Here is a 21579-nt window from a genome sequence, read left to right as displayed (position 1 = left end):
CGGACCATGCCCGAGGCGACTCATCGCGGCCCGAAGCCGCGCTCGGCGAGGATCCGTTGCCCCTCGGCCGAGCGCACCAGCTCGATGAACCGAGCGGCTGCCGTCGGATTCGCGGCAGCGGCCGGCGATCCGATCAGGTAGTGGTTGACCGCCGCATCCGCCCCCTCAAACGGGATGCCCTCAATGCGGCCCTCCGCCGCCTGCACGTCCGTCGTGTAGACCAGCCCAGCATCTGCTTCGCCGAGTTCGACCTTGGTGACAACGGCCTTCACGTTCTGTTCCTCGCTGGCTGGCGTCACCGTCACCCCAGCTGCTTTCAACACGGCCACGGATGCCGCGCCACACGGCACCGCCGGCGCACACAGCACCACGACGAGCCGGGCGGAACCGAGGTCGGACAGTGTCGTCAGACCGAGAGGATTGCCCGGACGCACCGCGATCTGCAGCGTGTTCGACGCGAACGGGAGCGCGGGGCCGTTCAGGGCCCCGGCGTCAACAACCCGGCTCATCGTCGCCTCATCGGCCGACGCGAATACGTCGGCGCTGGCCCCCTCGACCAGCTGGGTCGCCAGGGTGGACGAACCGTCGTAGACGGCCTTCACGGAGATCTTCGGATTCTGCTGCATGAACAACTCGCTCAGGGCGTCGAAGGATTCGGTGAGCGAGGCGGCAGCGAACACCGTGAGGTCTCCGCTGAGAACCGCACCCGGGGTTCCGGTCGCGGCCTGCTCGTGTGTTGCGGCCGTGTCGGCGGAGCTCGTGGAGCAGGCGGCCAAAAGCGGGATCACGGCCACGGCAGTCAGCGACGCAATCGTCAGTGCCGCGAAAGCGAGAAAGCGGTTCGGCGCCATGGCCCGAATGTTAGCACCGCGAAACTCGGCGCGACCAGCTACCGTGAGCACCATGCCCCTGCCTCCGCTGGTCCCCCCAGCCGCGCCGCTCACTGCTGATCAGGCGCGCCGCTACTCCCGCCAACTCCTGCTCCCCCAGATCGGCGAGCTGGGTCAGCGCCGCCTGCTCGCCGCGCGGGTCTGTGTGATCGGTGCCGGCGGGCTTGGCGCACCGGCGTTGCTCTACCTCGCGGCCGCCGGCGTCGGCACGCTGGGAATCGTCGACGACGATGTCGTGGAGACGAGCAACCTGCAGCGCCAGGTGATCCACGGTGAGAGCGACGTCGGCCGGCCCAAGGTGGCCAGTGCGGCCGCGTCGATCGGGCGGCTGGCGGCATCCGTTCGGGTGATCAGCCATCCGGAACGGCTGACGAGTGAGAACGCCCACACGATTCTGGGCGGCTACGATCTGGTGCTCGACGGCAGCGACAATTTCGCCACCCGGTATCTAGTCGCCGACACCTGTGCCGAGCTGGGGCTGCCGCTGGTCTGGGCGTCGATTCTGCGTTTCGACGCCCAGGTTTCGGTGTTCTGGAGCACGCCGCCCGCCGAAAGCGGCATCGCCGGCGTGCAGTTGCGCGACCTGTTTGCGATGCAACCGACGGATGCCGGGGCTGAGTCCTGCGAAACCGCCGGCGTGCTCGGCGCCCTCTGCGGCCAGGTCGGAAGCATCATGGCCGGCGAGGCGATCAAACTCATCACCGGAGCCGGGACTCCTCTGCTCGGACGGGTGCTCGTGCTCGATGCGCTGACCGCGCGCTGGACTGAGGTGCCGTTGCGGCCGAGCCAGGTCGACGCCGCGCGGCGCCACCCGATCACACCGGCCCGCCCGCCCGCGTCGGCAGCATCCTGCAGTGCACCCTCTGCGCCGACGCCGACGGCTAAACTGTCGGTCGAGCTGTCGGTCGAGCTGCTCGAGCGGCGTTTGGCCGCCCGAGAACACGGCAGCGACGATTTTCTGCTGATCGACGTGCGGGAGCCGGACGAGCACGCGCGGGGCACCATCGACGGCTCGGTGCTGCTGCCGCTCGCCGATATCCTGACCGAATCCGGACGCAGCGTTCTTCTGCGGCACAGACCGGTGATCGTCTACTGCCTGCACGAGGGCCGCGCCCGCCAGGCCGCGCGGGCATTGATGGTCGACGGGTTTGATAGCGTCTGCGTGTTAGAGGGTGGCTACGCGAACTGGTCCGAGCATCGGCCCCCCACAGCACCGGGGGTGGCCGAGTGACTGCTCTGCCCGAGACTCTGCAAGAGACTCCGCCGAGCCTCAGCGTCGAGGAGTATCGCGCGCTGGTTCTCGCCGATCTGCGCGCCCTGCCCGCTGAGCGCGTCGAGCTCGCCGCCGCCCGTGGCCGCACGCTCGCCGAACCGGTCACGGCGCGCACCGCCATCCCGCCGTTTCACAATTCCTCGATGGACGGTTACGCCGTTCGCCGGTTCGACCTGCGCGGGGCCGGGGCGCGCCACCCGGTGACGCTGCCGGTTGTCGCCGATCTGCCCGCCGGTATCACCGCCACCCCGACCCTCGTCCCGGGCACCGTCGCCCGAATCATGACCGGTGCGCCCCTCCCTCCGGGGGCGGATGCGGTCGTCCCGCTCGAGCAGACCGACCGTGCACCCGAGCGGGTCACCATTTTTGCCGAGCCCGAGCCGGGAGCCTTCATCCGCCTGGCCGGCAGTGATCTCTCGGCCGGCGACCTCGTTCTGGCCGCGGGCGTCACGCTTCGGGAGCGGCATTTGGCCGCCGCGGCGAGCGCGGGGCAGCACGAGCTCCCGGTGCACCGCCGCCCCCGAATTGCAGTGATCTCGACCGGCAGTGAGCTGGTCCAACCCGGCCGCCCGCTGCTGTCCGGTCAGATTCCCGACTCAAACTCGCAGCTGTTGGCAGCCGCCGTCGAGCAAGCCGGAGGCATCGCGCTTGCCGTGGGAATCGTGCCCGATGACGACGACCTGCTGCGTGCGACGCTCACCGACTACGCGGGCCAGGTCGATGCTTTTCTGCTCTCCGGTGGTGTCAGCGTGGGCGCCTATGACGTGGTCAAGGCGGTGCTCGCACCGCTCGGGGTGCGATTCGGGCCGGTGCGCATGCAACCGGGCAAACCACAAGGTTTCGGCCATTGGGCCGGCGGCCTCCCGATCTTCGCCCTGCCCGGGAATCCGGTCAGTGCCCTGGTCTCGTTCGAGGTGTTCGTGCGGCCGGCCCTCCGCACGCTTCTGGGATGCCGCGAAATTGATCGGCCGATCATCCGAGCCGTCGCCGCCGAGGGCTGGCTTTGCCCGCCCAACCGCCGCCAGTACATTCCGGTCACGCTGCTGTCGGGGGCGCCGAACACAGGCATGACGCGCGGCACTGCGACGGATGCCGAGGGCGGCATCCGGGTGCGCCCCGCCTCCCGCGGTGGCTCGGGTTCGCATCTCGTGGCGAGCCTCGCTGCGGCCGACGGATTCGCGATCGTCGACGAATCCGTCGAAGAAATCCACCCGGGCGACCCTGTCGATGTCATGCTGTTGGAATCATGACCAGCCAACCGTTCACTCACCTCGACTCGGCCGGGCAGGCGCGCATGGTCGACGTCACGGGCAAGACCCCGAGCATCCGTCAGGCCACGGCGACCGGCTTCGTGCGGTGTGCGCCCGACGTTATCGCAGCCCTCCGCACCGGGTCCGTGCCCAAGGGCGACGTGCTCGCCGTCGCCCGCATCGCCGGGATTCAGGCGGCGAAGCGCACCGCCGAGTTGCTGCCGCTGGCCCACGTGATCGGCGTGCATGGTGCCGCCGTCGACCTGACCGTCCTCGACGAGGGCGTGCGCGTCGACGCGACGGTGCGCACCGCAGACCGCACCGGGGTCGAAATGGAGGCGATGACCGCCGTCGCCGTGGCCGCGTTGGCGATCGTCGACATGGTGAAGGGTCTCGACCGCACAGTCGAAATCGAGGGCATCCGAATCACCGCGAAGTCGGGCGGTCGGTCCGGCGACTGGGTGCGGCCCGCGCCGACGGCCGAATCGGGCCGATCGTGACCCGCGTGCGATACTTCGCCGGGGCGGCCGAGGCGACCGGAACCGAGAGCGAACACCTTGACGTATCGACTCTGGCCGACCTCCGCCTGATGATTCTCGAGCGTCACGGCAGTGCGTTCGAGCGGGTGCTCGGCCGCTGCTCCCTGCTGCTCAATGGCACGCTCACCGAGGATCCCGGGACTGCGCTGAGTGAGGGCGATACTGTCGACGTGCTTCCGCCGTTCGCCGGCGGCTGAGTCACCGCAGCGCTCCGTGCCTCCCCAGGGTGTGCCTCGGATTACGCCTCTGCTGATGCCTCTGCTGACGCCACAGCTTCGGCCTCCGGGAGGCCCACCCAGGTGTGGGCGCCGTCGGCACGCGACTGTCGTTTCCAGATCGGCAGGTCAGACTTGATCGCTTCGACGAGTGCGCGGCAGGTGTCGAAGGCCGCCGCGCGGTGGGCGCTGGCCACGCAGACGACGAGGGCACAATCCCCCACCCTCAGGTGCCCGATGCGGTGGCTGGCCGCGATGCGCACCTCGTGGCCGGCGTCGGCCGAGCCGCGCGCCACCCGGTCCACGATGTCGGCAAGAATGCGCGGCGCATCCGGATGTGCCGAGTAGTCGAGCGCAACGACCTCGCCGACCACATCGGGGTCGTGATCACGCACCTGACCGATGAACGTGGCCACCGCACCGAACGCGGCCGAATCGACCGCAGCGAGATGCGCCGCCAGATCCAGTGGCGTGGGGCAGATCTCGACCAGAGCCTCAATCACGCGTGGTCACCGCCGTCGAGCTGGTCCAGGATGTGCGGCACGAGCGGCAGCACGACGTCGAGGCCCTCGGCGACGCCTGCACGCGAGCCGGGCAAATTCACCACGAGCGCCTGCGTGGCGTCCGGTCCGCTCCCGGCGAGGCCGACGAGACCACGGGAGAGCACGGCGAGGGGCGTATGCCGCGCGCCCTCGCGTCGCAGCGCCTCGGCGATCCCGGGCAGTTCACGCGTCAGGAGGGGGCGGGTGCCCTCCGGAGTCAGATCTCGAGGGGAGATGCCGGTGCCGCCGGTCGTGATGATGAGTCGGGCTCCCTCCCCGAGTGCGAAGCGGATAGCCTCGGCAACCGGGGCCTCGCCGTCGGGCACGACCACGGCGTCGGCAACCCGGTAGCCGTTCTCGCGCAGGGTGGTCACCGCCCCCGGTCCCGACGTGTCGGCACGCTGCCCGCCGGCGCTGCGGTCGGACACCGTGATTACCGCGGCACGCACGAGGTCAGGCACAGCGTCGGCCTCAGCGCGAGCCGACTGCGGGATAGGAGACTGCTCCGTCATGATCCCTACCGTAGCGACCCTGCCGCAGCGGCGTCAGCCGCCAGCCCAGCAGACATCGGCCGTCGGCCCCGCACAAAGCGCCCTCCGGCCCACACCATGCCGGCGCAGACGACGAGCCAGGCCAAGCCGGCCACCCAGATTCCGACCTCACCAATCGAGACCAGCAGCGGCAGTTGTGCGACTGCGCCGAAGTGCATGCTCGCCACCGAGTACATGCCGAGAGGGAAGACGATGCTCCAGAGACCCGAGCTGTAACGCACCGGCTCGCGGTGCACACCGTGACGCCAGACACCGAAAATGACCAGAAGTGGAATCCACCACACCCCAAACGCCCAAAGCACGTAGGTCAGGCCGGAGACCACCGGGGAGGTGACGTGCATGACCGGAAGATCCTGCGGCATCCGAAGAATGCGTGACCCGGCGAGAACCGTGATCGCGGTGGCTCCCATGTAGATCCAGTACGACGGGTTGAAGTTTCCGGGTGCGCTCGGCACCGTCAGCAGTCTCAAGGTGACCAGGGTTGCGAGCATGAGATACAGCATCACGCCGATGCCCCACAACGCCACGGCGAGCGCGGCGAGCTCGGGACTGCGCGTGTGGGCCCCGAGAGCTGCCGATGCGGTAGCCAGCGACTGGGTGCCCACGACCCAGAGGAACCAACTTCCGTCGATGTCGGCGGCCACCGGTCCGGTGCGCGGTCGCAGCATGAGGTTGGCGGGAACCCCGTAGGTGAGTAGCAGCCAGATCGGCACGCTGAGAATCCCCAGCACGATCGTGGCCGTCGGCGCTTCGGGAGAATAGAGACGGATGCCGACCACGTCGATCGCCGCGACGATCGTGAAGAAACCGAAGGCGCGTTTCGGGTCGCGTGCGTCGAGCATCACGTCGCGGCGAAAGACGATGAACCGCGCCAGCATGAGCGCTGCCAGCACGAGCAGTCCGCCGATGGCGATCCCTAGCAGCAGAAGCGACAGGATGCTCTGGCCGATCGCAGCGAATCCGGTTGAGATGATGCCGGTGGCCATCACGAAGGCAAACGAGCCCGGGGGAAGCCGTTGGATCGCTGCGCGCCACATACCGGTGAGCTTATGCCCTGGTGGAGGTCGAGGTTCCGGAGCCGGCAGTTCTCCGCGGTTGGAGCCCACCCGTTGGTCGACCCACCCCGTTGGTCGAGCCAACCCCGCTGGTCGAGCCCACCCCGCTGGTCGAGCCAACCCCGCTGGTCGAGCTTGTCGAGACCCCGTGAGCACACCCCCGAACGCGCATTGCGTATGAGGGTCGACTCGAGTGATCTCGACAAGCTCGATCAGCGATGGGGCCCCGCCGATCGACCCCACCCCGCTGGTCGAGCCCACCCCGCTGGTCGAGCCAACCCCGCTGGTCGAGCTTGTCGAGACCCCGTGAGCACACCCCCGAACGCGCATTGCGTACGAGGGTCGACTCGAGTGATCTCGACAAGCTCGATCAGCGATGGGGCCCCGCCGATCGACCAACCCCGCTGGTCGAGCCCACCCGCTGGTCGAGCCCACCCGCTGGTCGAGCCAACCCCGCTGGTCGAGCTTGTCGAGACCCCGTGAGCACACCCCCGAACGCGCATTGCGTATGAGGGTCGACTCGAGTGATCTCGACAAGCTCGATCAGCGATGGGGCCCCGCCGATCGACCAACCCCGCTGGTCGAGCCCACCCCGCTGGTCGAGCCAACCCCGCTGGTCGAGCTTGTCGAGACCCCGTGAGCACACCCCCGAACGCGCATTGCGTACGAGGGTCGACTCGAGTGATCTCGACAAGCTCGATCAGCGATGGGGCCCCGCCGATCGACCCCACCCCGCTGGTCGAGCCCACCCGCTGGTCGAGCCAACCCCGCTGGTCGAGCTTGTCGAGACCCCGTGAGCACACCCCCGAACGCGCATTGCGTATGAGGGTCGACTCGAGTGATCTCGACAAGCTCGATCAGCGACGGGGCCCCGCCGATCGACCAACCCCTTTGGTCGAGCCAACCCCGCTGGTCGAGCTTGTCGAGACCCAGCGAGCACACCCCCGAACGCGCATTGCGAACGAGGGTCGACTCCAGTGATCTCGACAAGCTCGATCAGCGACGGGGTTCCGCTGGTCGACCCCACCCGCTGGTCGAGCACCCTTCTGATCAGGACACGCAGCAGTCTCAGCCGCCGATGTACGACATTTCGATCCTCCTCGATCCGGCATCCGACCCGGCGCTCACCCCACTGCTGCGCCAGGTAGTCTGCGCGCTACGCAGGTCGGAGTATCGGTCGTTGCGCACCAGCCAGAGGTTGCGGAAGAAGTCTGAAACCTCAGCATCCGAGCAGCCGTTCCGCAGCAGCAACCGGAGGTCGTGCCCGGTGGTGGCGAACAGGCAGGTGAACAACCTGCCCTCCGTCGAGATGCGCACCCGAGTACAGCTCTGGCAGAAGCTCTGGGTGACACTGGAAATCACGCCGATCTCGCCGTCGCCGTCGCGGTATCGCCAGCGCACCGATGTCTCACCGCTGTAGTTGGGGGCGAGTTCTTCAAGCGGCAGCTCTGCGTCAATGCGGCGAAGCACCTCGCGAGAGGGCACGACCTCGTCGACCTGCCATCCGTTGGTGGAGCCGACGTCCATGTACTCAATGAATCGCAGAATGTGCGGTGTGCCCTTGAAATGGCGGGCCATCGCCAAGATGTCGTGATCGTTGTAGCCGCGTTTGACCACCATGTTGATCTTCACCGGTAATCCGGCGGCTGCGGCCACGTCGATGCCGCGCAGCACTTTCGCCACCGGGAAGTCGACGTCGTTCATCGCCTGGAACGTGGCGTCGTCGAGAGAATCCAACGACACCGTGAGCCGCGTGAGACCCGCCTCTTTCAACGCCTGCGCCTTGTGCGCGAGGGCCGAGCCGTTCGTGGTCATCGCGAGGTCGAGCGGGCGACCATCGCGGGTGACGAGTCGGGCCAGCCGGGCGATGAGCTCTTCGATCCCAACCCGCAGCAGTGGCTCTCCGCCGGTGAGACGGATCTTCTCGACGCCGTTGTCGGCGGCAATCCGAACGAGCCTCTCGATCTCTTCGAATGTGAGAAGCGACGACTTCGGAAGGAACTCAAAACCCCGGCCGAAGACTTCTTTCGGCATGCAATAGACGCACCGAAAATTACACCGGTCTGTGACCGAGATGCGCAGGTCACGCAACGGTCGCCCCCGAGCATCGAGCACCGCCCCCGGCTCAGATTGACTGTCGATAGCCGAAGAACTCATGGTCATTGTTGTATCCACCCAAGCCGCCGCCCACCTCTGAGAAATGTTCGACGAATTCGATGCCCTTGATCCATTTCACGAGCTTGAACCCGAGTTGCACCTCATTGCGCAAACGCAAGGGAGCGCCGTGCCCGAACGACAGGGTGTCGTCGTTCATGTCATAGGCGAGCATCGTCAACTCGTAGCTCATCTGCTCAATCGGCTGCGCGTCGTAGTAGATACCGCCATCCGGGCCGACCGCGAACGAATAGAAGATCACCCACTTCGCCTCGGGAGCGGGCTTGACGAGGTCGACGATGCTCTGCATCGACACCCCGCCCCACTTCGCCACTCCGGACCAGCCCTGGATGCAGAAATGCTGCGTGATCTGCTCATGATGGGGAAGGGCGCGCAGCTGCTCCAGGCTGAGTTCCACCGGGTTCTCGACCAGACCGTTCACGCGCAGCGTGTAGTCCGCGAACGTGCCGGCCTCCAACTGCTTGTATTCCTCGGTCTCGGGGTACTTGCCGTTGTGCCAGAAGTACGGCGAGATGTCCTTTTCGGTGTACTGACCAGGCTTGGAATCGATGTGCTCAAACAGCTTCTGCGCCCCACCGATCAACGCAAATCCCACCTTCTGCACCACGCGGGGGTGGCGGTAGGTGAACGGTGTCGCAGCCACCCACGCCACGATCACGACCACCATCGATGCCGCGAAGATCCAGAAACCGACCCAGCTGTCGTCGTTTCGCGACGCATACATGTGATTGAGGTTGCGCAGAGCACCGGTGGTCAGCACCAGTGTGACGTGCACGACGATGAACATCACGAACCAGCAGAGCACGAAGAAGTGCAACGACCGGGCCACCTGAATGCTGAACAGCGAGCTGATTGCACGGAACCGCGTCGACAGGGCCGGCGACATGCCGAGTCCGGTGATCAGCGCCGCCGGGGCTGCGATGAAGACCGTGACGAAGTAGGCGATCAGTTGCAGGCTGTTGTAGTTCACCCAGCCCGACTCGACCGGCCAGTCGAGCGAGAGGTATTGAATGGCGACCGACACTGCGTTCGGGATGACATCCCAATTCAGCGGGACCAGCCGCATCCACTGGCCGGTTGAAAAGATGAGGATGTAGAACACAATGCCGTTCAGCAGCCAGAGGGTGTCCACGCCCAAATGCCACCACCGAGCGAGGCCAATGGAATGCCGCCGTCCCGGCAGACCGACCCCATTGGGAAGGGTGATTGAGTCCTGCTTGGCGGTGTACAACGGGTCGGGCGGAACCGGCTTCTGGATGCGGAACCAGTCTTTTCCGGGCGTGGAGTGCCTGGTCCAGTAGAGGCGGGGGTGATCGGCGAGGATCGTCACCCCGGAGCGGATGATGAAGGTCATCAGGAACAGATTGAAGAAGTGCTGCCAGCCGAGCCAGGCAGGAAAGCCTATTGGCGCGTCATCCGGTAGTTTCGAGGCACCCGGGAACTGCCGCATGAAATCCTGCACGACCGGGAGGTCGCGGATGCCCTTGGCCACCGCAATGGCGACGATCATCAGAAGCAGACCGATCGGAATCAGCCAGAGCAGGTTGAACCATTTGCTTCGTCCGATCCGTACCCGCGGTGCAACACCGTATTGCGCGGGCACGTGACCGGCCCAGTCCTCGTCGACGGCAGTGTAATGCGTGCGGTCCAGCTCGTTTCGGAAGCTGACCCTCGAATCGGGTCCAACGTCGGCGGCGGGAACATTCTCGTGCGGGTCGTCCGAAGGAGTCTCCATGGCTCGGATACTAGCAACGCGCAGAGCACCCGGCCAGCATCTTTTGAGGGATGCCGCCGAACCGTATCTTTGACAGACGCCGCAGCACGCTCCCCGCCACTCAGACCACGATGCGCAGTGGCTCCTCGAGGATGCCAGTGAGATCACGCAGGAACGCCGCAGCAGTAGCACCGTCAAGCACCCGGTGATCGACCGTGAGCGTCATGGCGAGCTTCGGCACCGTGACGAGCACGCCGTCTCGCACCTCCGGCTGCGCCCGCGCGGCACCGACGGCGAGGATCGCCGCTTCAGGCGGGTTGATCACGGCCGTGAACTGGTCGACGCCGAACATGCCCAGGTTGCTGATCGTGAACGTTCCTCCGCTGAATTCGTTCGGCTTCAGGGAACCGGCCCGTGCACGTTCGGCCAGCGCTCGCGCCTCGGCGGCGATCTCGGCGAGCCCCTTACGGTCGGCGTCGACGATCACGGGCACGATTAGCCCGTCGTCGAGCGACACCGCCACACCGATATTGACCCGGTGGTGCCGGCGGATCGTGTTCTCACCCCACGATGCGTTCACCTCCGGGTGAGCGCGCAGTGCGACCGCGCAGGCTCGCACGAGTAGGTCGTTGACGCTGATCTTGATGCCGGCAGATTCCAGCCGCTCGTTGATCTCCGCGCGCAGAGCGAGGAGCCGTTCGACATTGACAACGCTGGTCAGGAAGAAATGCGGCACCGCCTGACTCTCGGTGAGCCGACGGGCCGTGACGCGACGGATGTTGCTCAGCGGCATGTCGACATCGTCCGTCGGGGCGTGGTCTGCCGTGCTCGCGGTGGCACGGGCCGAGGAGGAGGTGCTCGACGTGCTCGACGTGCTCGACGTGCTCAATGGGAAGGGAGTGTTTGATGGGGTGGGAGTGCTCGGCGTGCCAGCCGTGCCGCGCGCTTCAGCCGCATCAGCGACGGCGTGCTCGACGTCGGCGCGGACGATGCGACCGCCGGGGCCCGAGCCGGTGATCGACAGAAGGTCGATGCCATGTTCGTGGGCGATTCGTCTGGCCAATGGAGAGGTGCGCAGCCCCTGTGCTGTTTCGTGGCTCGGACGGGCCGAGGGAGGTGCCGGCTCGCCCGGTTCGGACTCGGCAGGAGAGGACTCCGTGTCAAGAACCGCCTTTTCGACCGGCCCTGCTGCATCCGTGGGCTGCACCCCGCTACCGCCCCCGCTGCCATCACCGATGACGGCCACCGGTGCTCCAATTGGAACGAGCGTGCCCTCGGCGACGAGATGCTTCTCCAACACACCGTCGTCGAAAGCCTCGAGATCCATGGTCGCCTTGTCGGTCTCGATTTCGGCGAGCACGTCACCCTTATGAATCTCGTCGCCCTCCTGTTTGAGCCAGCGGCTCAGTTCGCCTTCCTCCATGGTGTCGGAGAGGCGTGGCATCACAACCTCGGGCATGTGAACTCCTATCCAGCAAACCGAGTGGCGTCGAGAACGTCGTGGATGACTCGGGTCAGCGTGGCAGCGTCAGGCAGGGCTGCACGTTCAAGCGGCTTGGCGTACGGCAGCGGCACCTCAGCCGCAGCGACCCGGCGCACCGGCGCATCCAAGTAGTCGAACGCCCCCTCGCCGATCGTGGCGGAGATCTCGGCACCAATTCCGTAGGTCAGCCAGTCATCTTCGAACACCACCGCGCGACTCGTTTTTCGCACTGACGCACAGATCGTTTCGCGGTCGAGCGGGCGAAGACTGCGCAGGTCGACGACCTCAATCGAGATCCCCTCGGCCTCGAACTGCCGGGCGACCTCGAGTGCGGTGACGGTGGCGCGGGAATATGTGACGACGGTGAGGTCGGTGCCTTCCTTGACGACGGCTGCCCTGCCGATCTCGGCGACCTGCTCGCCATCCGGTACCTCACCCTTGGTGTTGTAGAGGGCCAGGTTTTCGAGGAAGATGACCGGGTCATCGTCACGGATCGCGGCGGTCAAGAGTGCCTTGGCATCGGCCGGTGTCGACGGCGCCACAACCTTGAGGCCCGGGATGTGGGCGTACCAGACCTCGAGGTTCTGCGAGTGCGTCGCCGCGAGCTGCTGCCCGCCACCGCCGGGGGTGCGGATCACCATCGGCACTGAGATCTGGCCGCCGAACATGCTGTGGAACTTCGCGGCGTTATTCACGATCTGATCGATCGCCAGCAGACTGAAATTGATGGTCATGATCTCGACGACCGGACGCATCCCGAGCATCGCTGCACCGATCGCCGCGCCGACGAATCCCTCCTCCGCGATCGGGGTGTCCCGCACCCGGTCAGGGCCGAACTCGGCGAGCAGCCCCGCGGTGATCTTGTAGGACCCCTCGAAGATTCCGATCTCTTCGCCGATCAGAAACACGTTCGTGTCTCGGGCCAGTTCCGCCTGCAGGGTGTCGCGCAGGGCCTGTCGATAGGTGATCACCGTCATGACGCCTCCATCAGCGGATCCCCCGGCAACGCGTGCGGCGCGTTGGCCACCGGGGTGGCGTACGCGAAGTCGAACAACTGATCGGGTGTCGAATCCGGGCTCGCGTCGGCGAACGCGACCGCCTTGCTGACGATGGCTGCGGCATCCGTTTCGATCTGTAGTGCCGCGGCCTCATCGAGAGCGCCGGAGCCAATCAGCCGAGCACGGAATGCGGGCACCGGGTCGGCCTCCTTCGCCTGCTCGTTGTCTTCCGCCGAACGGTAGCGGGCCGGGTCGACGACAGAATGGCCTTTCAGCCGAAAGGTCATCACCTCGAGTAGCCCGGGCTTTCGTTCGGTGCGTGCCCGCTCGAGCGCGGTTCGAGCAGCGTCCCGCACGGCAACGACGTCGTCGCCGTCCACGCGCACCCCGGGGATTCGATAGGAGCAGCCGCGTGTGTAGAGTTCAGGCTCGGCCGCGGCCATTTCAACGGTCGTGCCCATGCCCAGTCGGTTGTTGATGATGACGTAGACGATGGGCAGATCCCAGATTCCGGCCAGATTCAATGACTCGTGGAAGGCCCCGATGTTGGTGGTGCCGTCGCCGAGCAGGCACATCACGACCTCCGCGTCGGGGCCCGGCTTCTGGCGCAGGCTGAGCGCGAGCGCGGCGCCCGTGGCCGGTGGCATTTGGGCGCCGACGATGGCGTAGCCGCCGAGCATCCGCAGCTTCGTGCTGAACAGGTGCATCGATCCGCCACGGCCGCCCGAGACGCCCGTGCTCTTGCCGAACAGCTCGGCCATCACCCGTTTGGGCTCCATCCCCCGGCCGATCGCATAGCCGTGGTCCCGGTAGTTGGTGAACAGGTAGTCGCGTGTCTGCAGCGCGTGCGAGAGGCCGACCACTGCGGCTTCCTCACCGAGGTTCAGGTGGCAATACCCACCGATTTTCGCCTTGGCGTACATTTCGGCCGCGGTGAGCTCGAACGCCCGCACCAGCGCCATCTCACGGTAATAGCCGACCAGCACCTCGTCGGGCACTACGTCTTGCGCTGCGTCTTGCGCTGCATCGGGCACGGCGTCTGGCGCCGTGCTCGGCTGTGCGTCTACTTCAGCCGGTCGATGCGCTCTCGCGGAATGGGGCTTTTCTGCCATGGGGTCTCCGCTCCTGTTGCCGAGATTCTCTGGCCACCATACGTCCGGAGTCGAGCGTTCACCAGGGACGAAGACACACCGAACGCTATCGCTGCGAATGCGAGCCGTTCGGCTCAGTCGAGGCCGGTTCGACCACGGATACGCCGCGACAGTTCCGTGGCCACCTCAGAGATTTGTGCGGCCAGCTCGGGCCACGTCGCTTCTGGCACATTCCCGCGCGGGAATGTGATGGCGATTCCCGCGGCGGGCCACCCCACGTGGTCGCGCACCGAGACTGCAACCGAGGCGAAGTCGGCGGTCACCTCGCCATCCTCGGTCGCATATCCGTCATGCCGTACCCGGTTCAAAATCGTCTTGAGCTCGGAATAGCTGTGCGGCGGACGCCCGTTCCGATCGACGAACGCCTCGGCGTCGGGGTACAGCGCCCGGAGCTGGGCTGGCGGCAGCGTGGCCAGAAGTGCGCGCCCGCTGGCGGTGAGGTGTCCGGGCAGGCGGATGCCGACATCCGTCACCAGGCGCGGCCGTCGCGGAGCGCGTTCCTCGGCGATGTAAAGCACATCGCGGCCGTGCAACACGGCGAGGTGGCCGGATTCGCCGAGCCTGTCAACGAGGCCGGCCAACAGGGGCCGACCGATTCGGCTGAGCGGTTCTTGACGGGAGAACCCCGTGCTGAGCTCGAACGCGGCCAGGCCGAGGCCGTACCGTCTCTCTTCGGGAAGATGCAACACGAAACCACGCTCGGTCAACACCGTCAGCAGGTGGTAGACGCTCGAACGCGGCAGCCCAAGCGCCGTGGCGATCGACGACGCCGGCACCGGACCGCGCTGGGTAGCCAGGTGGGACAGGATTCGCAGCGTGTTGTCTGCCGCGGGAACCTTCGATGCAGCCATGATGCCCCTCGTCGTGCGGATTACAGCGTGAGTTGCGGTGCGGATTACGGCGCGACGTGCAGCGCGCCGTGCAGTACGGATGCCTGCACTCAGTGCGGTACGCATGCCCGAGCGCAGTGTCTCCGCAGTGCAGCGCGTTGCAACCCGTTGCGACCCGTCTGGGATTACAGATAGAGCGAGTTTAGTCGAGGCGGCGCGAGCGCTATTCAACTCCTTGTGCGGGCCTTTGGCAGCATGGCATACTGACCGAATTGCCGACCCATACGGGCCGACCATCGTTTATCCACCCGAGGATTGCGAAGCATTGATCTCGCTGAAGAACATTGCACGGTCACAGCGTTCCCCCCTCATGAGGCAGGAACCCCGACGTGGTGTGCCGGTCGCCAGTCTGATCCTGGCGGCTCTTCTGGTGTGTGGAGCGCCGAGCGTGGTCTACGCGGATGAGGCCACCCCCACAGCGGTGACGACTCCGCCATCGAGCATTGACCCTGCGACCGCTGGGCCCGCAACTCCCGAACCCGCGACCCCCGGTGCTACAACTCCCGAACCGGTGACCCCCGAACCCGTGCCGAGCGAGACCTCTCCCCCGACCCCCACACCCATTCCGACACCGACACCGACACCGACACCACCACCGACGCCGAGTCCAGCGCCGACAGCCACTCCGACCCCGACTCCGATTCCGACTCCAACAGTCACTCCGCCCCCGGCCACCACTCCCCCACCAACGGCGGCCCCACCGGCTGTGACTCAGCAGCCAGATGCTGCAGCAGCACGCGCCGCCGCAGAGCGCGCAGCCTCAGCACGCGCCGCCGCAGAGCGCGCAGCCTCAGCACGTGCCGCCGCAGAGCGCGCAGCCTCAGGTGCAACCGCCGCGACGCGCGCGCGCTCAGCAGCCCTCGAATCCGCTCTGCGCTCTGTCGCCGACGCACAGTCAGCCCTCGACGCGGCGACTCTCGAGTTCGATTCGGTCAGCGCCGACCTCGCATCCGCTCAGGCCAGAGCCGCACAGCTTCATGCGCGTGCTGACACCGCAGCGAACTCGGCGGACTCCGCTCAGAAGGCAATCAGCGCGCTCGTGCGCAGTCTGGCTCAGCAGCAGTCCGGCGCCGCTGCTGCCGACGTGCTGCTCGGCACACACGCGGACACCTCACTTCTTGACCAGCTCGGCTCTCTCGACCGACTCGACAGCCTGGCCAGCAACCTCGAATCGGTGCGCACACACGCCGCTGACGAGGGCAAGCGTGCCGAACGTCTACGCCAACAGGCGACGGATGCCGACGCCGTCGCCGCCGCGATCCAGGTCGAGCCCGCTCGAATCGCGATGAATGCGGCCCGCGATGCCCTCGCCACGGCGACCGCTCGGCTCACGGTACTTCGAGCGAGTAGCACCGCCAGCTTTGAGATCACCGGACTCGTGAGCTTGTTCAGCTCACACGACACCGGCCAGCTCAGCGTCCAAGGATGGGCGCTGCCGGTTGCCGGCACCGTCACCGACGGATTCGGTCCGCGGCCGACTCTGCCGCTGCCGGGCGTGAGCGCATTCCACAGCGGCACCGATATCGCGGCCGCGTGTGGCACCCCGGTGCACGCCGCCACAGCCGGCGTCGTCGAAGTCGCCGGCCCCAACGGAACCCTCGGCAACTGGATTCTTCTCGGCCACGGCTCGGGCGTCGAAACCGGCTACGGTCACCTCGGTGCGACGACGATCCTGGTCCGCGTGGGTGAGAGCGTGAGTGCCGGTCAGGTGATCGCCGCAGTCGGTGACACGGGGGCATCCACCGGGTGCCATCTTCATTTCGAGGTGCGCATCGACAGCACCCGCATTGACCCGGTGCCGTTCCTGACCCAACGCGGCATCGTTCTCGGCCAAGGCTGAGCGGGCTAGCTGAGCGAGCTAGCTGGGCGAGCTGACCGGGGCGCGCGGGCTGACTGGGGCGCGCACCGCAGCATCCGTCTGAACGACGGCGCGGACTTACGCCAGGAACGCCAGCCGGATTCCGAGCGTGATCATCGTGACGGCGATCAGCGCATCGAGGATGCGCCAGGCCACACGCCGCGAGAAGAGCGGCCCGAGCAAACGCGCTCCGAAGCCGAGCGCTGCGAACCAGACGATGCTGGCTGCGACGGCACCAATCCCGAACAGCCAACGCCCGTCGGGCCCGTGCGAGTTGGCGATCGAACCGAGCAGCAGCACGGTGTCGAGATAGACATGTGGATTGAGCCAGGTCAGTGCAAGCACCGTGAGAATCGCGGTGCCAAGCGAGGTGCGCTCCCCATTCGGCGTCACCTGGAGAGTACCGGTGGCACACGCTCGCCGCGCGGCGAGCACGCCGTAGCCGACGAGAAATGCTGCCCCGGCAATCCGCACGACGGTGAGCGCGACCGGAAAGCTCTCGATCACGAAGCCGATGCCCGAGATGCCGAGCAGAATCAGCACGGCATCCGACAGCGCGCAGATCAGCACTATGGGCAGAACGTGTTCCCGACGGATGCCTTGGCGCAGCACAAACGCATTCTGCGCGCCGATTGCCACAATCAGCGACAGGCCGAGGCCGAATCCCGCGAGCAGGAGGGGCAGAGCGAGAGTCAGAGCATTCACAATCGACGACTCTACGGCGCGGGCAACCACTGTTCCAGCTCATCTTTCTGATGCATCATTAGGGTAGCTAATGACCCACCCGCCTCATAGGCGCCTCCTCAGCGTCCCGATCCGAAAGCCCGCCGCCTCCATGATGGATCTCCAACTCGATCAGCTCCGGGCCCTCCTGGCCGTCGTCGACAGGGGCACTTTCGATGCGGCGGCACGGCAACTGCAGGTGACACCGTCAGCGATCAGCCAGCGCATCAAGGCTCTGGAATTGGCCGTGGGCCGAGTTCTGCTGCAACGGGTCAAGCCGGTTCGACCCACTGCATCGGGCGAAGTCGTGCTGCGCCTGGCCCGCCAGTTCGCTCTGCTCGAGAATGACGCCCTGACCATGCTCGAACCCGAGGTGGGCGAGGCAGCATCCGCCTCCGAACGCTTCATCAGCATTCCGCTCGTGATCAATTCGGATTCGCTGGCGACCTGGGCTCTGCCTGCCCTCGCGCGCGTGCCTGCCGCGCACCGCATCAGCTTCGACATCTTTCGTGAGGATCAAGACCACTCGACCGCGCGACTGCGCGACGGCACAGTGATGGCGGCAATCACGTCGGCGTCCGAGCCGGTGCAAGGCTGCATCGTGCGGCCGCTCGGCGCGATGCGGTATCGGCCGATGGCGAGCCCCGAGTTTGTCGCCACGTGGTTCAGCGATGGGCCGACCGTTGCCAGCCTCGCGGTGGCGCCCGTGGTGATCTATGACCGCACCGACGATCTGCAAGATCGCTATCTGCGGCAACGCACGCGGACCCTGCTGCATCCGCCCCAACATTTTGTGCCCGCGTCGTCAGAGTTCGCGACGGCGGTGCAGCTCGGACTGGGCTGGGGCATGCTGCCGGACGCTCAGAGCCAAACGGCCGAGGCCTCGGGGGCGCTCGTCGAGATCGATCCCGGCGAATTTATCGACGTCGCACTGTATTGGCAGCAGTGGAAACTGCATTCCCCCACGCTGTCGGCGGTGGCCGACGCGATCGGGGCAGCGGCGGCGGCACAGTTGCGCTGACGGATGCCGCGGCCTCCGATATCTGCGCCCATCCTCCGCCGCGGCATCCGCCCCTGCCCCCCGCACTGTCCCCGGATTCGGAAAATGGCCAGTTTTGCGGCGTGTCGCGCGCCGACACGCCGGGAATCTCGCGGCGATCCGAATCCGGGGACAAGACTGCGGGCGTACGCTCACGGATGCCGAGTGCAGGGTGCGCAGGGTGCGCAGGTTGCGCGGGTTGCGCGGGTTGCGCAGCGCACAGCATCCGCGTATCTGGGATACCGGACAGTTCTGCCGTCGCACCCGTTGTTCTGCGGCAGAGCGTGGTGTGCAATCACTGTATGACTCCTTTCGACTCAAGCCGGGCCCGCCCCGTTCGCGCCGCGCGAGGCACGACGCTCACCGCGAAAAGCTGGCAGACCGAAGGCCCGCTGCGCATGCTCATGAACAACCTCGACCCCGACGTGGCCGAGCACCCCGATGACCTCGTCGTCTACGGCGGAACCGGCCGCGCCGCCCGCAGCTGGGATGCCTACGACGCCATCGTGCGCACCTTGACCACGCTCGAAAAGGATGAGACCTTGCTGGTGCAGTCCGGCAAGCCGGTCGGCGTCTTCCGCACGCACGAGTGGGCGCCGCGTGTGCTCATCGCCAATTCGAACCTCGTCGGCGACTGGGCGAACTGGCCCGAGTTTCGCCGACTCGAGGCACTCGGACTCACCATGTACGGCCAGATGACGGCTGGCTCCTGGATCTACATCGGCACCCAGGGCATCCTGCAGGGCACCTACGAAACCTTCGCGGCCGTCGCCAACAAACTGGCCGAACGTCGCGGCGAGGCCCCCACCCCGGGCGGTGCAACACTGGCCGGAACCCTGACCCTCACCGGTGGCGCCGGTGGAATGGGCGGCGCTCAGCCGCTCGCCGTCACCATGAACGAGGGCGTCGTGCTCATTGTCGACGTCGACGAGACGCGCCTGCAGCGCCGAGTCGACCGCGGCTACCTCGACGAAATGACCACCTACCTCGACGACGCCCTCGCCCGCGTGCTCGCCGCCAAGGCCGCGCGCATCCCACTCTCGGTCGGCCTGGTCGGCAATGCCGCAACGGTGTTCCCCGAGTTATTGGCCCGCACGATTGCGATCGATATCGTCACTGACCAGACCAGCGCGCACGACCCGCTCGCCTACCTGCCTGAGGGCGTCACCGTCGCCGAGTGGCACGAGCTCTCTGCCGCAGACCCGGTCGCCTTCACCGAGCGCGCTCGCGCCTCGATGGCCAAGCAGGTTCAGGCCATGGTCGAGTTCCAGGATGCCGGTGCGGAAGTCTTCGACTACGGCAACTCGATCCGAGCCGAGGCCGAACTGGGCGGTTACGACCGCGCATTCGACTTTCCCGGTTTCGTGCCCGCCTACATCCGTCCGCTCTTCGCCGAGGGCAAGGGGCCGTTTCGCTGGGCCGCACTCTCGGGCGACCCGGCCGACATCGCCGCGACCGACAAAGCCATCCTCGAGCTGTTCCCGCACGATGAGCACCTGCGCCGCTGGATCACCGCCGCCCACGAGAAGGTTCAGTTCGAAGGCCTGCCCGCACGCATCTGCTGGCTCGGCTACAAGGAACGCCACATCGCCGGACTCAAATTCAATGAGATGGTTGCTTCCGGTGAACTGAGCGCCCCGCTGGCCATCGGCCGCGATCACCTCGACTCCGGCTCGGTCGCCTCGCCGTACCGCGAGACCGAATCGATGGCCGATGGTTCGGATGCGATCGCCGACTGGCCGCTGCTGAATGCGCTGCTCAACACCGCGTCGGGCGCCACCTGGGTATCGATCCACCACGGTGGCGGGGTCGGCATTGGCCGCAGCATCCACGCCGGTCAGGTTATCGTTGCCGATGGAACACCGCTGGCCGCCGAGAAGATCGAGCGCGTGCTCACCAACGACCCGGGCACCGGGGTGATGCGACACGTCGACGCCGGCTATGAGCGTGCCGCCGAGGTCGCCCGCGAACGCGGACTCCGCGTGCCGATGTGGGAAGGCGACACCCCGGCATGACAACCGAACTGGTCACCAACATCGGGCAGTTGATCACCAACTCTCCGGGCGTCGATACTCGGCCGGGATCCGAACGGCTCGGCATCCTGACCGATGCCGCAATTCTGATCGAGGATGGCCAGATCGCCTGGCTGGGGGCGGCTTCAGCCGCTCCGGCTCACGCACTCGCCGCAGACACGGTCACCGACGCGGTGGGCGCTTGCATCATTCCCGGCTTCGTCGACAGCCACAGTCACATCATCTTCGGCGGCGACCGATCGGCCGAGTTCGAGGCGCGCATGTCAGGGCAGAAGTATTCCGCCGGCGGCATTCGCTCAACGGTGGCCGCCACCCGAGCCGCCAGCGACGAGGAGTTGCGGGCCCGCACACGCGGATTCCTGGGCGAAATGCTCGCTCAAGGCACGACGACCGTCGAGATCAAGAGCGGTTACGGGCTGTCCCTCGCCGATGAAGCCCGGCTCGTGCGCCTGGCGGCCGAGGTGACCTCCGAGGTCACATTCCTCGGAGCGCATGTGGTTCCTGCCGAGTTTTCGGGTCGCGCCGACGAGTACGTCGACCTCGTGGTCGGCGACATGCTGGATGCCTGCTCGCCGCACGCCCGCTGGATCGACGTGTTCTGTGAGACCGGCGCGTTCACGCCCGTGCAAAGCCGGCGCATCCTCGTGGCCGGCGCCGCGCGCGGACTCGGCGTACGCGTGCATGCCAGTCAGCTCGGCCCGGGCGACGGAGTGATGCTGGCCGTCGAACTCGATGCCGCGAGCGTCGACCACTGCACGTACCTGACCGAGGACGACGTGCAGGCCCTGGCCGGCTCGAACACCGTGGCGACGCTGCTGCCCGGCGTCGAGTTCTCGACCCGGCAGCCATACCCGAGTGCCCGGCGCCTCATCGACGCCGGTGCCACCGTCGCCCTGGCGAGCGACTGCAACCCGGGTTCGTCGTTCACCTCGTCACTGCCCTTCTGCATCGCGGTCGCCGTGCGCGACATGGGGATGACGCCGGCCGAGGCCGTGTGGGCGGCGACCGCCGGCGGTGCCGCGGCTCTACGGCGCACGGATGTCGGGCGTGTCATCGTCGGGGCGCGCGCCGACCTCGCCCAACTCACCGCCGACTCGTATCTGCACCTGGCCTACCGCCCGGGGGTTCCGCTCATTCGGCGGGTCTGGAAAGACGGCGTAGCGGTGAGCGTCTCGGCCTGACCGGGCCGCACACGAACCG

20 protein-coding genes are annotated in these 21579 nt (G+C 66.8%); 8 read left to right on the top strand and 12 right to left on the bottom strand.

Going from position 1 to position 21579, the window contains the following annotated elements; genetic code table 11:
• Positions 1-20: 20 nt before the first annotated feature.
• Positions 21-905 carry a molybdate ABC transporter substrate-binding protein gene (modA, locus tag HNR05_RS15695; protein ID WP_246318424.1) on the bottom strand — a complete coding sequence of 295 codons (885 nt, stop codon included), beginning with the start codon at positions 903-905 and terminating at the stop codon, positions 21-23.
• On the opposite strand from modA, the gene HNR05_RS15690 reads away from it, so the two are divergent.
• From HNR05_RS15690 to HNR05_RS15675, 4 genes are read left to right on the top strand one after another with little or no spacing between them, the layout of a single operon-like run.
• Complete coding sequence (locus tag HNR05_RS15690; RefSeq protein ID WP_179579984.1) at positions 904-2121, top strand: ThiF family adenylyltransferase; 1218 nt, start codon at positions 904-906, stop codon at positions 2119-2121. The genes modA and HNR05_RS15690 overlap by 2 nt on opposite strands.
• Positions 2118-3413, top strand: coding sequence for a molybdopterin molybdotransferase MoeA (locus tag HNR05_RS15685; protein ID WP_343062636.1), 1296 nt, complete (start codon positions 2118-2120; stop codon positions 3411-3413). Before HNR05_RS15690 ends, HNR05_RS15685 begins: the two co-directional genes overlap by 4 nt.
• On the top strand, positions 3410-3913 hold the full coding sequence (moaC, locus tag HNR05_RS15680) for a cyclic pyranopterin monophosphate synthase MoaC (protein ID WP_179579983.1): 504 nt from the start codon (positions 3410-3412) through the stop codon (positions 3911-3913). The genes HNR05_RS15685 and moaC overlap by 4 nt, the downstream gene beginning before the upstream one ends.
• Positions 3910-4149 carry a MoaD/ThiS family protein gene (locus HNR05_RS15675; RefSeq protein WP_179579982.1) on the top strand — a complete coding sequence of 80 codons (240 nt, stop codon included), beginning with the start codon at positions 3910-3912 and terminating at the stop codon, positions 4147-4149. The genes moaC and HNR05_RS15675 overlap by 4 nt, the downstream gene beginning before the upstream one ends.
• Positions 4150-4190: 41 nt before the next feature.
• Here the strand turns inward: HNR05_RS15675 and HNR05_RS15670 are convergent, their stop codons facing one another.
• The 10 genes from HNR05_RS15670 to HNR05_RS15625 all read right to left on the bottom strand — a co-directional run bounded on the left by HNR05_RS15670 (position 4191) and on the right by HNR05_RS15625 (position 15386).
• On the bottom strand, positions 4191-4670 hold the full coding sequence (locus tag HNR05_RS15670) for a molybdenum cofactor biosynthesis protein MoaE (RefSeq protein WP_343062635.1): 480 nt from the start codon (positions 4668-4670) through the stop codon (positions 4191-4193).
• Positions 4667-5221: a MogA/MoaB family molybdenum cofactor biosynthesis protein gene (locus tag HNR05_RS15665; protein WP_179579981.1), complete on the bottom strand. Its 555-nt coding sequence runs from the start codon at positions 5219-5221 to the stop codon at positions 4667-4669. The genes HNR05_RS15670 and HNR05_RS15665 overlap by 4 nt, the downstream gene beginning before the upstream one ends.
• 5 nt (positions 5222-5226) lie before the next feature.
• Positions 5227-6297 (bottom strand): tellurite resistance/C4-dicarboxylate transporter family protein, encoded by a 1071-nt coding sequence (locus tag HNR05_RS15660; protein ID WP_179579980.1) that lies wholly within the window; start codon positions 6295-6297, stop codon positions 5227-5229.
• Between the two features lie 1086 nt (positions 6298-7383).
• Positions 7384-8472 carry a GTP 3',8-cyclase MoaA gene (moaA, locus tag HNR05_RS15655; RefSeq protein ID WP_179579979.1) on the bottom strand — a complete coding sequence of 363 codons (1089 nt, stop codon included), beginning with the start codon at positions 8470-8472 and terminating at the stop codon, positions 7384-7386.
• The gene (locus tag HNR05_RS15650; protein WP_179579978.1) at positions 8441-10225 is read right to left on the bottom strand and encodes a molybdopterin-dependent oxidoreductase; all 1785 of its coding nucleotides are present in this window, start codon (positions 10223-10225) and stop codon (positions 8441-8443) included. Before HNR05_RS15650 ends, moaA begins: the two co-directional genes overlap by 32 nt.
• A gap of 100 nt (positions 10226-10325) precedes the next feature.
• The gene (locus tag HNR05_RS15645) at positions 10326-11663 is read right to left on the bottom strand and encodes a dihydrolipoamide acetyltransferase family protein (RefSeq protein WP_179579977.1); all 1338 of its coding nucleotides are present in this window, start codon (positions 11661-11663) and stop codon (positions 10326-10328) included.
• Between the two features lie 8 nt (positions 11664-11671).
• Entirely contained in the window at positions 11672-12664 is a 993-nt protein-coding gene (locus tag HNR05_RS15640) for an alpha-ketoacid dehydrogenase subunit beta (RefSeq protein WP_179579976.1), read from the bottom strand.
• Positions 12661-13797 (bottom strand): thiamine pyrophosphate-dependent enzyme, encoded by a 1137-nt coding sequence (locus HNR05_RS15635; RefSeq protein WP_179579975.1) that lies wholly within the window; start codon positions 13795-13797, stop codon positions 12661-12663. The genes HNR05_RS15640 and HNR05_RS15635 overlap by 4 nt, the downstream gene beginning before the upstream one ends.
• Before the next feature lie 113 nt (positions 13798-13910).
• Positions 13911-14687 (bottom strand): IclR family transcriptional regulator, encoded by a 777-nt coding sequence (locus tag HNR05_RS15630; RefSeq protein WP_179579974.1) that lies wholly within the window; start codon positions 14685-14687, stop codon positions 13911-13913.
• Positions 14688-15119: 432 nt separating this feature from the next.
• Positions 15120-15386 carry a hypothetical protein gene (locus HNR05_RS15625; RefSeq protein ID WP_179579973.1) on the bottom strand — a complete coding sequence of 89 codons (267 nt, stop codon included), beginning with the start codon at positions 15384-15386 and terminating at the stop codon, positions 15120-15122.
• A gap of 46 nt (positions 15387-15432) precedes the next feature.
• Between HNR05_RS15625 and HNR05_RS18005 the strand changes: the two genes are divergently transcribed.
• A complete protein-coding gene (locus tag HNR05_RS18005) occupies positions 15433-16566 on the top strand; it encodes a peptidoglycan DD-metalloendopeptidase family protein (protein ID WP_179579972.1) in 1134 nt (377 codons plus the stop codon).
• Between the two features lie 96 nt (positions 16567-16662).
• Here the strand turns inward: HNR05_RS18005 and HNR05_RS15615 are convergent, their stop codons facing one another.
• Positions 16663-17280 carry a LysE/ArgO family amino acid transporter gene (locus tag HNR05_RS15615; RefSeq protein ID WP_179581093.1) on the bottom strand — a complete coding sequence of 206 codons (618 nt, stop codon included), beginning with the start codon at positions 17278-17280 and terminating at the stop codon, positions 16663-16665.
• A gap of 139 nt (positions 17281-17419) precedes the next feature.
• Here HNR05_RS15615 and HNR05_RS15610 point away from each other — a divergent pair, with 139 nt between their 5' ends.
• The 3 genes from HNR05_RS15610 to hutI all read left to right on the top strand — a co-directional run bounded on the left by HNR05_RS15610 (position 17420) and on the right by hutI (position 21560).
• Positions 17420-18328: a LysR family transcriptional regulator ArgP gene (locus HNR05_RS15610; protein ID WP_218868919.1), complete on the top strand. Its 909-nt coding sequence runs from the start codon at positions 17420-17422 to the stop codon at positions 18326-18328.
• A 320-nt stretch (positions 18329-18648) separates the two neighbouring features.
• Positions 18649-20361 carry a urocanate hydratase gene (gene hutU / locus HNR05_RS15605; RefSeq protein ID WP_179579971.1) on the top strand — a complete coding sequence of 571 codons (1713 nt, stop codon included), beginning with the start codon at positions 18649-18651 and terminating at the stop codon, positions 20359-20361.
• Positions 20358-21560, top strand: a complete 1203-nt coding sequence (hutI, locus tag HNR05_RS15600; RefSeq protein ID WP_179579970.1) for an imidazolonepropionase — start codon at positions 20358-20360, stop codon at positions 21558-21560. Before hutU ends, hutI begins: the two co-directional genes overlap by 4 nt.
• The last annotated feature ends 19 nt before the right edge of the window (positions 21561-21579 follow it).

The organism is Leifsonia psychrotolerans, assembly GCF_013410665.1.
Taxonomy (GTDB): domain Bacteria; phylum Actinomycetota; class Actinomycetes; order Actinomycetales; family Microbacteriaceae; genus Cryobacterium; species Cryobacterium psychrotolerans_A.
The sequence above is the reverse complement of the archived record's forward strand: the minus strand, read 5'-3'. Positions and strand labels throughout refer to the sequence as shown.